The sequence below is a fragment of the Saccharothrix hoggarensis genome (genome assembly GCF_042678885.1).
GTDB classification, from domain to species: Bacteria; Actinomycetota; Actinomycetes; order Mycobacteriales; family Pseudonocardiaceae; genus Actinosynnema; species Actinosynnema hoggarensis.
Genome location: NZ_JBHTLK010000197.1, coordinates 1 through 13,610, shown reverse-complemented (window position 1 = coordinate 13,610; position 13,610 = coordinate 1). Strand labels below are relative to the sequence as shown.

Sequence of the window (13,610 nt, the reverse complement as noted above, 5' to 3'; positions counted from 1 at the left end):
GCCGACCGGTGCGGCGGAGTCGGCCCGGCCGTCGGCGCGCCGTGACCGACCGGGTCAGCTAGCCGCGCTGTCGTCGGCCGGGCGCTCGATCAGGTGGTCCGCGAGGCCCGCCGGCATCTCGGCCCGCCCCGGACCGCCCGCCGCGACCCAGCCGAGGATGTGGTCCACCGCCTCGTCGGTGAACACCCCGCCCAACCACACCGGCCGCGCCCCGACGCCCCGCGCCGGCCGCACCACCACGACGTTGGACGACTCGCACGAGCTGAGGCAGTTCGCCACGGTGACGGCCCGCGGCCCCGCGCCTTCCCGGAACCGGCGCAGCTGCCGCACGTGGTCGACGTCCGGGTGCTTCTCGGCGGTGCCGCAGCAGCAGCCCCGACAGACGGTCACCTTGCTCGAATCGGACACCCGGACTCCCTGCGCGCGCGGTTACCGCGGAGAACCTACTCGGTCACCCGCCACCCGCCGTTCACCCCGGCGACGCCTCGGTGGGCTACAAAGCGCGCGCCGTCGTCGAGGTTGGAGTCCCCATGACCCGTCCAGTCCGTCTTCTCGCAGCTCTCGCGGTGTGCGGGGTGACCTTGTCGCTCCTGCCGGCCACCGCGGCGGCCACCCCGCCCGACCGGTTCCAACGGGTCGACACCCTGCCCGTGTTCCGCAACAGCTCGGCCGCCGAGCACACCGCCGCCGAGATCGCGGCGGCGACGCCGGACGGCCGGACCGTCGTCTACACCGACTCGCCGGCCGGGCGGATCGGGTTCGCCTCGGTCGGCCGGGACGGTCGCCTGCAGCCCGAGGGCGTGCTCGCCATGCCGGGCGAGCCGACGTCGGTGGACGTCCACGGGCGGCTCGCGCTGGTCGCCGTGAACACCTCCGCGTCGTTCACCTCGCCGTCCGGCGTGCTCGTGGTGGTCGACCTCGACACCCGGGCCGTCGTCGCCGCGCACGACCTCGGCGGGCAGCCGGACTCGATCGACGTCTCCCCCGACGGACGCCACGCCGCCGTGGCCGTCGAGAACGAGCGCGACGAGGACGTCGCCGACGGCGCGCTCCCCCAGGCGCCGGCGGGTTTCCTGGCCGTCGTCGACCTGACCGGCGCCCCGACCGCGTGGACCGTGCGCCGGGTCGCGCTCACCGGGCTCGCCGAGGTCGCGCCGGACGACCCCGAGCCGGAGTACGTCAGCGTCAACGGCCGCGGCCGGGCGGCCGTGACGTTGCAGGAGAACAACCACGTCGTGGTCGTGGACCTGCCGTCCGGGACCGTGGTGAACCACTTCTCCGCCGGTTCGGCGACCGTCGCGGGCGTGGACGTCGCCGACGACGGCCGGATCGCCCCGACCGCGACGATCACCGCGGCGCGCGAGCCGGACGCGGTGGCGTGGCTGGACGACCGCACGCTGGGCACCGCCGACGAGGGCGACTACCGGGGCGGGTCGCGCACGTGGACGGTGTTCGACGCGGCGTCCGGCCAGGTCGTGTTCTCGTCGGGCGCCGAGCTCCAGCAGGCCGCCGTCCGCCAGGGCCAGTACCCCGACGGCCGCTCGGACAACAAGGGCGTCGAGCCGGAGGGCCTGGCCGTGGCCACCTTCGGGCGTGACCGGTACGCGTTCGTCGGCCTCGAACGCGCCAACCTGGTCGCGGTGTACGACGTGAACGACCCGCGCCGGCCCCGCCTCCGCCAGCTGCTGCCGACCGGGGTCGCGCCGGAGGGCCTGCTGCCGATCCCGGCGACCGGCACGCTCGTCGTGTCCGCCGAGGAGGACTCCGCCGAGGACGGCGTCCGGTCGTCCCTCTCGTCCTACCGCCTCACCCGCACGCCGCTGCCCGTCGCCCTGGCCCGCAACGAGGGCGCGCCGTCGATCGTGTCCGACGGCATCGGCTTCGGCGCGCTGTCCGGGCTGTCGGGCGTTCCCGGCAACGACCGCGACGTCGTCGCCGTGACCGACTCGGCGTACCACCCGACGCGCGTGCTGACGATCGACACCCGGTCCGCGCCCGCCCGCGTCCACGCCGAGCTGGTCGTGACCAAGGGCGGGCAGCCGGTGGGCTACGACGGCGAGGGCGTCGCCGCGCGCCGTGACGGCGGGTACTGGCTGGCCGCCGAGGGCGACGGCAAGCAGCGGCCGAACCTCCTGGTCGAGGTGGCCGGGTCGGGCGAGGTCGTCCGCGAGGTGCCCCTGCCCGCCGCCGTGGCCGCGACCGCGACCGGTAACGGCTTCGAGGGCGTCACCACCACCGGCCGCGGGGCCGGTGAGCAGGTGTGGCTGGCCGTGCAGCGGGAGTGGAAGGCCGACCGGCCGGGACAGGCGACCCTGGCCCGCTTCACCCCCGCGACGGGCGAGTGGGCGTTCGCGGCCTACCCGCTCGACGCCGCGCCGGCGGGCGGCTGGGTCGGCCTGTCCGAGGTGACCGCGCTGGACGACCGCACGTTGCTCGTGCTGGAGCGCGACAACCAGCGCGGCGACGCGGCCACCACCAAGAAGGTCTACCGGGTCGACATCTCCGGGCTCGCCCCCGTCGCCGCCGGCCTGCCCAAGCCGCTGGTGGCCAAGGTCGAGGCACGCGACCTGCTCCCCGCCCTGACGGCGGGCGGCGGCGCGGCGCACGACAAGCCGGAGGGCCTGGCGGTCGTCGGCGACGGCCGGCTGCGCCGCCTGGTCGGCGTGGTCGACAACGACGGGCTGGACGACGCGCCCGGCGAGTCCGTGTTCCTGCGCCTCGGCTGGATCCGCTAGTCACGCGGCGGGGGGGGGGGGCGGGTGACCACGCGACCGCGGTCGCGTGGTCACCCCCCGCGCGGTGTCGGCGCTCGACTTGCGAAGATCGCTCCGCGTGCCATGCTGTCGCCGCTCGTCCCCGCGGTGGCCTGGCGCCACCGCCGGTCACCCCGACCGGGGCGCGCGGGCGACCTCGAACGGGAGGCACCGGTGGACCAGGCCGAACTGCGCGGGAAGTGGGACGAGTACGCGCACCGGTACGACCGCGACATCGGCGTGTTCGAGAAGGTCCAGTTCGGCGGCGGCCGCGAGTGGGTGTGCACGCAGGCCGCGGGCGACGTGCTGGAGGTGGCCATCGGCACCGGCCTGAACCTCCCCCACTACCCCTCCGACGTGCGCCTGACCGGGCTGGACCTCAGCCCCGGCATGCTCGCCCAGGCCCGCGCCCGCGCCGACCACCTCGGCCGTGACGTCACGCTGGTCGAGGGCGACGCCCAGTCCCTGCCGTTCCCCGACGCCCACTTCGACACGGTGGTCTGCACGCTCGGGCTGTGCGGCGTGCCCGACGACCGTGCCGCGATCCACGAGATGCACCGCGTGCTCCGGCCCGGCGGCCGACTCCTCCTGCTCGACCACGTCGGCAGCCACCACCGGGTGATCCTCTTCGGGCAACGCCTGCTGGAACGGCTGACGCTGCGGATGATCGGCGACCATCAGACCCGCCGCCCCCTCCCCCTGGTGGAGCAGGCGGGTTTCACCGTCCGCCGCCGGGAACGCCTGAAGCTCGGCACCGTCGAACGCCTCGCCGCCGTCAAGTAGCCGCCGTCAAGTAACGGCCGCGCCCCGACCCCGCGCCACCGCGCCTGACACCGGCCCGACTCAGCACGCGACACCGGCCCGACACCGGCCCGACCCGAGCGCGGCACCGGCCCGAGACCAGCCCAACGCAGCGCGCGGCAGCGAGCCGACACCGGCCCGGCCCGAGCGCGGCGGCGTGGGCCACGCCGAGCCAGACCTGGCTACACCGCGCAGAACTCGTTGCCCTCGGGGTCGCGCATGACCCACCAGTGCCCGGCCGGCCCCTGGTCGACCTCGCGGACGCGGGTCGCGCCCAAGCCCTCCAGCCGCGCCACCAGCGCATCCCGCCCCTCGGGTCCGCTGTGGACGTCGATGTGCAGGCGGTTCTTGCCGGACTTGGGCTCCGGCACGTCCTGGAACAGCACCCGCCGCCCGCGCCCGATACCGCTCACCTCGTCGAACGGGTCCTCGGGGTGGCGGATCGCGGCGTACCCGCGGAACGTCTTGCGGCCGTTGTGGTCCACGACCGCCTCCTCCCCGAGGTGCCCCGCGGCGAGCAGCTGCTCGATGAGCGGGCTGGGGTCCTCCACCTCGTACTCCAGTGCCGCGGCCCAGAAGTCCGCGAGGACGGGCGCGTTCGTGCTGTCGATGACCAGCTTCCAACTCAATGCCATGTCGGTTGTATAGCCCAGGGGTCCGACATTCGCGCCCGACGTCCACTCCGGCCGCAAGCCACAACGACCTGGGCGACGACCTAACCGGCCAGTGACGCGGTCGCCGGCTCCCGCCGGACCGCCTTCGCCACGAACGGGACTGCGGCCAGCGTGAGCAGGGCCAGCGCCGGGTACGCCCAGCCGATGGCGGACAGGTAGCCGGGCCTCGGGATGGTCCAGATCGTCGGCTGCCGGTCGAGCTGGAACGCGATCACGTCCCAGAACATGATCGGGCACCACAGCACCAGCAGCGCGCCGCGCACCCACGGCGTGATCTTCGTGTGCACCAGCCAGATCAGCAGCGGCGCGATCCACACCCAGTGGTGGTCCCACGAGATCGGCGAGAGCAGCAGCCCGAGGAGCTGCACCACCAGCACGCCCATCAGCACGTCGCCCGCCCGCACCGCGGCCCGCAGCGCGAACCCGGCGAGCACCGCGGACACGACCACCGCGACCACCCACGGCCACGTCATCTCGACGTCGTAGCCGAGGGTCCGCGACAACGCGCCCCGCAACGACTGGTTGTGCGCGGTGGCGACGGGGCCGACCCGGCTCGCGTCGCCCAGCAACCCGAACCAGTAGTGCTTGGCCTGCGCCGGGTCCACCAGGAAGCCGAGGCCGACGCTCACGGCGAACGCCACGACCGACCACACGGCCGCCGCGATCCGGCCCGTGACCAGGTAGTACAGCCCGGAGATGGCCGGCACGAGCTTCACGCCCGCCGCCAGCCCGATCCCGGCGCCCGCCCACCGCTGGTCGCGGGCCGTCATGGCGCCCAGCACGACCGCCGCCAGCAGCAGGTTCACCTGCCCGAAGTCGAACGTGTGCACCACGGGCTGCATCCACAGCAGCACGGCGGTCCACAGCAGCGCGCGACGCCGCCACACCGCGGCGGCCTCGGTCCAGCCGTCGCCGGCCACGAGGCGCAGCGCGACGCGCACCATCCAGTACAGGCACAGCCCGGACAGCAGCCGCAGCACCCACTGCGCGGCGACCCACGGCAGCCACGTCATCGGCAGGAACACCAGCGCGCCGAACGGCGGGTAGGTGAACGGCAGCGGGAAGTCCGGCGGCGAGTTCGGCGACGTGACGTCGTAGAGGTCGCCGCTGAGCACGTGCGGCGCGAGCGCCCAGTACACGTACAGGTCGATCGTCTCGTTGCCGAACCCGGTGACGATGGTCCACGTGCGGCCGAGGATGGACGCCACCAGCAGCACCGGCGCCGCGACCAGCAGCCACCGCTCCACGTTCACGAGCACGCGCACGGCAGGCGGGGACGGTTCAGGTGACACTGGGCTCGGCCTTCGACGTCGTGGTGAGCGGCGTTCCGCCGACCGGCTCGCCGGGAGCGGCGCGCACCGCCGTCGGCATCACCGCGAGGGTCAGCAGGCCGAGCAGCGGGTAGCACCAGCCGAGCGCGGCCAGCGGCCACGGCCGGGGGATCTCCCAGATGGTCGGCTGCTGGTCGATCAGGAACGTGATGAGGTCCGCGCCGGTCACGACGACCCACGCGGCGGCGACGGCGAGCACGGGCCACGACCGGCGCGCGCCGTGGACGGCCCACAGGACCAGCGGGATCACCCACACCCAGTGGTGGCTCCACGAGATCGGCGAGAGCAGCAGCCCGAACAGCTGCACGGCGACCACGGTGGCCAGCGTGTCCCCGGCACGCACGGTGGCGCGCAGGGCGAACCCGGTGAGCACGGCGGACACGGCGACCGCGAGCAACCACGGCCACGTCATCTCGACGTCGTGGCCGAGGGTCCGCGACAGCGCGCCCCGCAACGACTGGTTGATCGCGGACCCGACCGGGCCGACCCGGTCGGCCGCGCCGAGCAGCTCGAACCAGTAGCGCCACGAATCGGCGGCGGAGGCGACGAAGCCGACCGCGACGGTGAACGCGAAGCCGACGCCCGTCCAGAGCGCCGCGCGGAACCGCCGGGTGACCAGGAAGTACAGCACCGAGATCGCGGGGGTGAGCTTCAGGCCCGCGGCGACGCCGACGCCGAAGCCCGCCACCAGCTGCCGGGCAGCGACCATCGCGGCGAACGTGCCGGCGATCAGCACCAGGTTGATCTGCCCGAAGTCCAGCGTCTTGCGCACCGGCTCGCACCACAGCGCCAGCGCCGTCCACACCATCGCGCGGCGCGACCAGGTGCCGTCGAACCGCTGGCCCGACCTGGCCGCGACCAGCGACAACGCCGTCCGGACCAGCCACCAGAGGCAGACCAGGGACAGCACCTGCCACGCCACCCGCGCGACCACCCAGGGCAGCCACGACAGCGGGAGGAACAGCACGGCCGCGAACGGCGGGTACGTGAACGGCAGCGGGAAGTCCGCCGTGAACGGCATGTCGATCGTGTAGAGCTGGTCCGTCAGCAGGTTGGGCGCGAGGCTCCAGTAGACCTTGAGGTCGATCATGCCCCAGCCGGTCGGAGCGCCCAGTCGCCAGGCGTACCAGCCCAGCGACAGGCACAGCACCAGCGGCGCGAACCTCAGCACCCGCTGCTCGAACCGCTCAACCACCCGTGCTCCCGCGCTGCTTCCCCGCCACGTCCGGCTCACCCGCCACGTCGTGCTCGTCCTTCGCCGCGTCCTTGGCCTCGGCCCGGCCCTCGGCGTCGATCACGGCCCACGCCTCGTGGTCGAACCGGCCCTGCTCGGCGGCCCTGGCCTGGCGGACCGACTCGGTGAACCGCGCCCGCAGGTCCGCGAGCAGCGACCACACGGGCTCGCGTTCCAGCAGCGACCGGCCCACCCACACGCCGACCAGCACCGTGACGGCCAGGTAGGGCCACCACACGACCGGGCTCATGGAACCGTAGTGCCACCGGGCGACGATCGTGCCGTCGGGGAGCGTGACGAGGACCATCCAGACCGAGACGCCCGCCGCGACGGCGAGCCAGCGGTCCTTCCAGGCGAACGCGGCGGCGAGCGCCAACGCCCAGGTGAAGTACCACGGCAGCACCGACGGCGCGAGCACGGAGGCGGCCAGCAGGGCGATCGCGGCGCGCCGCACGGCGTCCACGCCGCCCGCGCGGGCCAGCCACCACTGCCGGACCAGCACGACGCCGAGGACGTACACCCCCGCCGTCCGGAAGAAGCCGAGGAAGCCCTCGTACGTGGCGCCCGGGACGTGACGCCCGACCGAGTGGTAGAGCAGTTCGGCCGCGGCGCAGGGCAGCGACATCCACGTCAGCAGCGGGGTCTGGCTCTGGAGCACGTTGATCCAGCCCAGGTCGACCCCGGCGGCGAGCGTGGACAGCGCGAAGACCCCGACGAACGCGACGCCGCCCACGGCGCACGCCTTGAAGAACCGCTGGCGGGCGGGGCCGGACATCCGGGCCACCCACACCCACACCAGGAACGGGACGACCAGGACCGCCGTGGCCTTCACCGCGGCGGCCAGGGCGATCACGGCGATGCCGAGCACGTGCTTGCGGTCGAGGACCATGAGCACGCCGACCGCCATCAGGCCGACCATCAGGATGTCGTTGTGCGCGCCGCCGATGCCGACCGCGATGACGAACGGGTTGGCCACCGTCAGCCACAGCGCGACCGACGTGCGGCCGCCGAGGTGCCGGGCCAGGCCGGGCGTCGCCCAGGCGAGCAGCACCAGCCCGCCGAGCACGGCGAGCCGCATGAGGACGGCGCCCATGATGACGTTGTCGCCGGTCACCGCCACGACGGAGCTGGCGAGCAGCAGGAACAGGGGCCCGTAGGGCGACGGCGTGTCCTGCCAGAGGGACGCCACGTTGCCGCCGAGCGGCAGGGTCAGCGCCGACGCGCCGGTCGTGTACGGGTCGAACCCGCGCAGCAGGACGGCGCCCTGCGCGAGGTAGCTGTAGACGTCCCGGCTGTACAGCGGCGGGGCGATGATCAGGGGCGCGGTCCAGGCGGCGGCGGCTAGCACCACGCCGCGCCCGCCGACCTCGCCGGCGCGCACCATGCGGCCGAGCTTGACCCAGGAGTAGACGAGGAGCGCCACCCCGGCGAAGACGACGGCGGTCGCGAGGTCACGGCCGTGGCCGTACCGCACCGCGTTCAGGAAGGTGCCGCTCAGCAGCGGGTCGCGCCGGAGCACCGCGCCCGCGCCCATGCCGCCGACCGTGATCAGCAACGCACCGAGTGCACCGAGTCGCAGCACCCGTGCGGGAACCTGCCGCACGACTGCCGCCCAAGCGCCTGCGTTGCGAGTCAGGACGTCCGTCCGTTCGCTACTTCCGCTCACCTCAGCGGTCACAGCCAGACCCACCTCATCGGTCTTGTGTTCGGTCCTCGTCCGCGTCTACCGCGCCTGCCGTCGACGACATCACCGGCATCGCGGGGTTCAAGGACGAGAGAGGCCACGATCAGCAATGTTGGCACGATCAGCTACCACCGTTGGTCGGGAACCGCCTATTTGGCCGTCTCGTTACCGTGCTATGTGACGATTCCCACTGGGAAGCAACCATCGCGGCGCACGCCCCTCCCCTCGTCCCATCATCACTCTCTGTTGAGTTCGCAAGCAGAGACAACGCACTTAACGCACTCGTAAGACTGAAGTGCGGAGTTACGGTGAGTTTCGTCTCTATCGGACTCTTCGTCGCCTCCGCAGGTCGCTGCCGCACACACGACGCACTCGTGTCGCGAATGCGCTCGGGAGAGTGGATTCAGGCCCGAAGTGGACATTTCATCCGGAAGTGCGACCACTCACCGGACTGACGCCGCCGGGCTCGCCCGCGGCCCGCGCGTCGCGGCCATGCCCCCTCCCGGTTCGTCTGCGGTCCCCGCCTCGTGCGTTACCCGGATCGGCGCGCGGTAAAACGTGACCTCGTTTCACGAAGCCTTCTCACGAACCCGGCGCGGGTGCCTCCCCGACGTGGCCGATCGGCACCCGGACGACGACCAGGCCGTCGAGCAACCACGCGTCGATGCCGTCCACGTCCACCCCGGTGGGCACGGTCGCGCAGTAGTGGAAGCGCTGCGGCGAGCCGGTGGGCCGCACCGTGATGCCGACGCGGTCCCGCTTCGCCGGCGTCCCGTCCGGCCGCACGTCCTGGTCGCGGACCTCGACCCGGACGTCGTCCCGCCGCACGTCGGTGATCAGCGTGGCGAAGAAGTACGCGTGCTCCGTGACCGCGACCTCCACCGTGAGGGGACACTCGTCCGCGGTGGTCACGTCCCAGTCGCGGCCCAGCGTGCGGCCGATCCGGTCCCACCACAGGTCCATCTCGCCGACGGGGTCCGTCGCCGAGCACGATTCCGCCGCGGCGCAGGGGTTGCGCCGCAACACCGTCAGCCGCTCCACCACGACGTCCCCTTTCCGTTTATCCGGACGTCACCCTGGGAAATACCCACACCAGGGCCTGTGCACGCTCCGACGAACGGGTGAATGCGCTGCGTGGTCGGCGGGGTGCCGGGTCGGTGAACGGCGCAGCGGCGGTTCACCCGAACGCACCGGGGTATTCCACCGGGGCAAGGCTCACGAGCCCTCGACGAGCGCGGAGGAGGCGCCGGTCATGCACCGGGAGAGCGACAAGCACGGCCCGCTCCGGGACGACGAACTCAAGCACGAGCTCGAAGGCACGCTGCGCGGCAACCGGCCGAGTCGGGCCGAGGAGTGGCGCGACCCGGAATCGCCCACCGACGACGAACAGACCGCACCCCCGTTCGACCGGCCCCTCTGACCGGTCACGGCGGAAGCGGACGACGGGAACCGACGGCGGGAAACGGACGGCGGGACCGGCTCCGGGCGCTCGGAGCCGGTCCCGCCGGTCGTCGTGGGTCAGGGCGCGACGGCGCCCACGGTCAGCAGCAGGTTCGCGTAGTGCCGCCCGTCGCCGGTGGCCACGCACACCGCCAGGTCCGACTCACGGCACGTGGCGTAGAAGTCGTGCCGCGCCAGCGGCTGCAACGGCAGGTCCGGGCCGAGGAGCCGTTCGTAGTCGGCCCACGCGGCGGGGGTGCTGAGGTCGTCCGGCCGCATCGTGTGCACGGCCTCCACCGGGATCGCCGACAGCACCGGCTCCAGGACGTCGTCGATGGAGACGAGGCCCGGCCGGAGGTTGAGGTGGATCAGCGTGGCCCGGTGGTGGACGTTGGTCCGGTGCGCGTAGTTCGAGTCCGCGAGCAGGACCTTCGATCCGTGGCCTGCCGTGGCGAGCGCGCTGAGCAGCGGCGGGTGCAGCAAGGGGTAGCGCAACACTTCGGACGACCTCTCGATGTGGTACGGAGCGTGTTAACGCTAACAGCCGTTTTCTGCTGCCTCCAACAAGAAGTTCGCCGAGTGAGATTGTGAGCGGTAACAGCTCCGGGTCGGTCACGGGGTCGACAGCGACGCCACCACCCGTTCCAACTGGACGGTGCGCGCGGCGGGCGTCCGCGCCTTCATCAGCCGCAGGAGCAGGGCGTACCGCCGCGTCCGGTCGAGGCGGTCGAACGCGGCGCGGGCGCCGTCGTCGGCCGCCAGGGCCGCGGCGAGGTCCGGCGGCACGGTGGCGGTGCGCTGCGACTGGTAGGCCGCGTCCCACCGGCCGTCGGCCTGGGCGGCCCGGACCGCGGCGAAGCCCGGTTCCCGCATCCGCCCCGCCGCGATCAGCGCTTCGACCTTCTCCACGTTGACCCGCGACCAGGACCCGGTCGGCCGGCGCGGCGAGTACCGCTGGAGGTAGTGGTCGTCGTCGCAGCCCTTGCGCCGGCTGTCGATCCAGCCGTAGCAGAGGGCGACCTCCAGCGCTTCCGCGATGGTGACCGACGCGCGGCCCGACCCCTTCTTGGCGATCTTCACCCACACGCCGGCGGCCACGTCGTGGTGGTCGGCCAGCCACGCCTCCCACGCGGCGGCGTCGGCGAAGGCGATGATCTCCGCACCGTCAAGCGCGCTCATGGTGTGCTCCCCGGTCGATGGCTTCCTCACGCCATCGTGCGCGGCAAAGTGCTCACCGGCTGAGCACTTCGCCGGACTTTCAGGGGCCGGATTCGCGCCGTTCCGCCATCGTGTCGGGCGCGGACTCCGGGATCTCGGTGCGCACGTCCGAGTCGCGCAGCACCTCGCGCGCCTGTGCCTCCGGGTCGGCGCTGCCCGAGCCCAGCTCCTCCGGCAGGAGGTTGGCCCGCGTCCGCGCGCGGCGGTCGACGTCGTTGCGCTGGTCGAAGGCCCGCGGCCGGTCGAGGTCGTGCTCGCGCCGGACCCGCGCCTCCTCGTCCTCCGACAGCTCGGTCGTGCCGAGGTCGAGCGGTTCGTCATGCGTCATGGCACCCGCATACCCCGCCGGCGGCGGATCGACGCGCCAGCCGGTCCGACTCCGAGCGCGGCTCACGTCCGGAGCCCGGTCGGGTTCGGGCGCAGCTCGGGTTCGGGCGCGGTCACGCCTGGCCGCGGACGCGGTCGTGGTGGCGGCGGGCCTTGAAGCGGTTGCCGCACGCGGTCATGGAGCACCACTGCCGCCTGCTGGTGCGGGACACGTCCTGGAAGTGAAGGACGCAGTCGGGGTTCGCGCACTTGCGGAGGCGGTCCGGGGTCGCCTCGCGCAGGCGGAGGTAGTCACGCAGGCACGCCCACGCGGCACGCCACGCCGGGTCCGCCACGTCCTCGTGCTCGACCTGCCCGTGCTCGTCCACCGCGAGCCGCACCCGACCGCGGTCCAGCAGGGCGTTGAGGGCGGCGTGGTCGGCCGGGTCCGCGATCACGGCGGCCACCGCGTCCCGCGCCTCGCGCAGCTGTCGGCGCGGCACGGGTCGGCCGGTCGGGAGCTCGCGGTCCGCCAGCCACGCCTCGGTGAGGTCGTCGTGGTCCAGCAGGTCGTAGGCGACGCCGCCCGCCACCCACCGGGTGTTGAGCAGGTCGACGCCGAGGGGTTGGTCCGCGAGCGGGCGCGCGGGCCAACCGCGGGCCGCCAAGGCGGCGGTGACGGCGTCGTCGGCACCGAGCACGGCCCGCACCTCCCCCGCCTAACCGTTCAGAGTCGCTTGACAGGTTAACACGGGCCTGCTTACCTGGGCGTCGTCATCTAACCGTTCAGAACAGTTAAAACGGTTAGGCAGAATCGAACCAGGAGCAGCGGATGACCTCGTACCGATACGCCGACGTCAACGGGCAGCGCGTGTTCTACCGGGAGGCGGGCCACGCCGACGCCCCCGTCCTCGTGCTGCTGCACGGTTTCCCCACGAGCTCGCACATGTTCCGCGAGCTGATCCCCCGCCTCGCCGACCGCTACCGCGTGATCGCCCCGGACCACGTCGGGTTCGGCTGCAGCTCGGCGCCGTCCGTGGACGGGTTCGACTACACCTTCGACGCGCTCACCGACATCACACTCGGACTGCTGGACCACCTCGGCGTCCGCGAGCACGCGCTGTACATCCAGGACTACGGCGCGCCCATCGGGCTCAAGATCGCGTCACGGCAGCCGGAACGGGTCACCGCGATCATCACGCAGTCCGGCAACGCCTACACCGAGGGCTTCACCCCGTTCTGGGAGCCGCTGTTCGCCTACGCCACGAACCCCGGCCCCGACACGGAACCCGCGGTGCGGGCGCTGCTGACGCTCGACGCCACGCGGTGGCAGTACACGCACGGCGTCAAGGACCCGAGCCGGATCAGCCCCGACACCTGGTCCCACGACCAGGCCCTGCTCGACCGGCCCGGCAACGCCGAGGTCCAGTTGGCGCTGTTCCGCGACTACCGCACCAACCTCGACGCCTACCCCGCGTTCCAGCAGTACTTCCGCGACTCGCAGGTGCCGCTGCTCGCGGTGTGGGGGCGGCACGACGAGATCTTCGGCCCGGACGGCGCGCTGGCGTACCGGCGGGACCTGCCCGACGCCGAGATCCACCTCTTGGACACCGGCCACTTCGCGCTGGAGGACAGCCTCGACACCGTCACGGGCTACATCCGGGGCTTCCTCGGGCGCGTCCTCGGCTGAGACCGAAATGGTGTGAGCGCTAACGAAGTGAGACGGAAAAGCGGGTTCTCTTAGGCTGTTAGCGATAACAAATGGCCGCCTTGCTCACCTTCACGCGCTGCGCTACCGTTCGCGAAGCGCCCCGGTCAGCCGGCCCGAACGACCGGAGCCGCGTCACGGTTCTGCTCGCAAGGAGGCGAAGCATGAGTCCGCGCAGGTTCACGTCGCTCGGGTCCACGCCTCACACTTGCCCGCCGTACGCGTCACGGTACCGCCGGCTCCCCGCAATCGACCGGCCGACATCCTCCCCGTCCACTCGGGACACCTCGCGCCGGTTACCACCACGCCAGCCCCGAGAGGTCGAGCGTCGCGGACCACCGGCCACGGCCGGAACCCGTGGGCGCCGGACTTGTCCTATCGGAACGGTCGAGGCCTCCGGCGGCGGCCGCACGCCACCCCCGGTCACCGCACCACGCGGCGGCCGGGGGTGGCGGCCGTCC

14 protein-coding genes are annotated in these 13,610 nt (G+C 72.9%); 4 read left to right on the top strand and 10 right to left on the bottom strand.

Annotation, left to right across the window (positions count from 1 at the left end):
* Positions 1-54: 54 nt before the first annotated feature.
* A complete protein-coding gene (locus tag ACFQ3T_RS27875; RefSeq protein ID WP_380727530.1) occupies positions 55-408 on the bottom strand; it encodes a (2Fe-2S) ferredoxin domain-containing protein in 354 nt (117 codons plus the stop codon).
* A 167-nt stretch (positions 409-575) separates the two neighbouring features.
* On the opposite strand from ACFQ3T_RS27875, the gene ACFQ3T_RS27870 reads away from it, so the two are divergent.
* Both ACFQ3T_RS27870 and ACFQ3T_RS27865 read left to right on the top strand, forming a co-directional pair.
* Positions 576-2,735, top strand: coding sequence for an esterase-like activity of phytase family protein (locus ACFQ3T_RS27870; RefSeq protein WP_380727528.1), 2,160 nt, complete (start codon positions 576-578; stop codon positions 2,733-2,735).
* Between the two features lie 192 nt (positions 2,736-2,927).
* Positions 2,928-3,536, top strand: a complete 609-nt coding sequence (locus tag ACFQ3T_RS27865) for a class I SAM-dependent methyltransferase (RefSeq protein WP_380727526.1) — start codon at positions 2,928-2,930, stop codon at positions 3,534-3,536.
* Positions 3,537-3,736: 200 nt separating this feature from the next.
* Here ACFQ3T_RS27865 and ACFQ3T_RS27860 read toward each other — a convergent pair whose 3' ends face one another.
* The 5 genes from ACFQ3T_RS27860 to ACFQ3T_RS27840 all read right to left on the bottom strand — a co-directional run bounded on the left by ACFQ3T_RS27860 (position 3,737) and on the right by ACFQ3T_RS27840 (position 9,521).
* A complete protein-coding gene (locus ACFQ3T_RS27860) occupies positions 3,737-4,189 on the bottom strand; it encodes a VOC family protein (RefSeq protein WP_380727524.1) in 453 nt (150 codons plus the stop codon).
* 80 nt (positions 4,190-4,269) lie between these two features.
* On the bottom strand, positions 4,270-5,493 hold the full coding sequence (locus tag ACFQ3T_RS27855; protein ID WP_380727523.1) for a glycosyltransferase 87 family protein: 1,224 nt from the start codon (positions 5,491-5,493) through the stop codon (positions 4,270-4,272).
* Positions 5,494-5,509: 16 nt separating this feature from the next.
* The gene (locus ACFQ3T_RS27850) at positions 5,510-6,754 is read right to left on the bottom strand and encodes a mannosyltransferase (protein ID WP_380727521.1); all 1,245 of its coding nucleotides are present in this window, start codon (positions 6,752-6,754) and stop codon (positions 5,510-5,512) included.
* Positions 6,747-8,375 carry a polyprenol phosphomannose-dependent alpha 1,6 mannosyltransferase MptB gene (gene mptB / locus ACFQ3T_RS27845; protein ID WP_380727519.1) on the bottom strand — a complete coding sequence of 543 codons (1,629 nt, stop codon included), beginning with the start codon at positions 8,373-8,375 and terminating at the stop codon, positions 6,747-6,749. Before mptB ends, ACFQ3T_RS27850 begins: the two co-directional genes overlap by 8 nt.
* 684 nt (positions 8,376-9,059) lie before the next feature.
* On the bottom strand, positions 9,060-9,521 hold the full coding sequence (locus ACFQ3T_RS27840; protein ID WP_380727517.1) for an Hsp20 family protein: 462 nt from the start codon (positions 9,519-9,521) through the stop codon (positions 9,060-9,062).
* Positions 9,522-9,729: 208 nt separating this feature from the next.
* Between ACFQ3T_RS27840 and ACFQ3T_RS27835 the strand changes: the two genes are divergently transcribed.
* Positions 9,730-9,897, top strand: coding sequence for a hypothetical protein (locus ACFQ3T_RS27835; RefSeq protein WP_380727515.1), 168 nt, complete (start codon positions 9,730-9,732; stop codon positions 9,895-9,897).
* A 98-nt stretch (positions 9,898-9,995) separates the two neighbouring features.
* Here the strand turns inward: ACFQ3T_RS27835 and ACFQ3T_RS27830 are convergent, their stop codons facing one another.
* The 4 genes from ACFQ3T_RS27830 to ACFQ3T_RS27815 all read right to left on the bottom strand — a co-directional run bounded on the left by ACFQ3T_RS27830 (position 9,996) and on the right by ACFQ3T_RS27815 (position 12,142).
* A complete protein-coding gene (locus ACFQ3T_RS27830) occupies positions 9,996-10,415 on the bottom strand; it encodes an RbsD/FucU family protein (protein ID WP_380727513.1) in 420 nt (139 codons plus the stop codon).
* Positions 10,416-10,529: 114 nt separating this feature from the next.
* Complete coding sequence (locus tag ACFQ3T_RS27825; RefSeq protein ID WP_380727511.1) at positions 10,530-11,096, bottom strand: YdeI/OmpD-associated family protein; 567 nt, start codon at positions 11,094-11,096, stop codon at positions 10,530-10,532.
* A 79-nt stretch (positions 11,097-11,175) separates the two neighbouring features.
* A complete protein-coding gene (locus ACFQ3T_RS27820; protein WP_380727509.1) occupies positions 11,176-11,463 on the bottom strand; it encodes a hypothetical protein in 288 nt (95 codons plus the stop codon).
* Between the two features lie 112 nt (positions 11,464-11,575).
* Complete coding sequence (locus ACFQ3T_RS27815) at positions 11,576-12,142, bottom strand: CGNR zinc finger domain-containing protein (protein WP_380727507.1); 567 nt, start codon at positions 12,140-12,142, stop codon at positions 11,576-11,578.
* A 131-nt stretch (positions 12,143-12,273) separates the two neighbouring features.
* On the opposite strand from ACFQ3T_RS27815, the gene ACFQ3T_RS27810 reads away from it, so the two are divergent.
* Positions 12,274-13,131, top strand: a complete 858-nt coding sequence (locus ACFQ3T_RS27810; RefSeq protein ID WP_380727505.1) for an alpha/beta fold hydrolase — start codon at positions 12,274-12,276, stop codon at positions 13,129-13,131.
* Positions 13,132-13,610: the final 479 nt, after the last annotated feature.

What these genes read in the sequence shown, in the direction of transcription:
- ACFQ3T_RS27835 (WP_380727515.1), top strand. Translation starts at nt 9,730, where the DNA reads ATGCACCGGGAGAGCGACAAGCACGGCCCGCTCCGGGACGACGAACTC.
- ACFQ3T_RS27820 (WP_380727509.1), bottom strand. Translation starts at nt 11,463, where the DNA reads ATGACGCATGACGAACCGCTCGACCTCGGCACGACCGAGCTGTCGGAG.
- ACFQ3T_RS27825 (WP_380727511.1), bottom strand. Translation starts at nt 11,096, where the DNA reads ATGAGCGCGCTTGACGGTGCGGAGATCATCGCCTTCGCCGACGCCGCC.
- ACFQ3T_RS27810 (WP_380727505.1), top strand. Translation starts at nt 12,274, where the DNA reads ATGACCTCGTACCGATACGCCGACGTCAACGGGCAGCGCGTGTTCTAC.
- ACFQ3T_RS27860 (WP_380727524.1), bottom strand. Translation starts at nt 4,189, where the DNA reads ATGGCATTGAGTTGGAAGCTGGTCATCGACAGCACGAACGCGCCCGTC.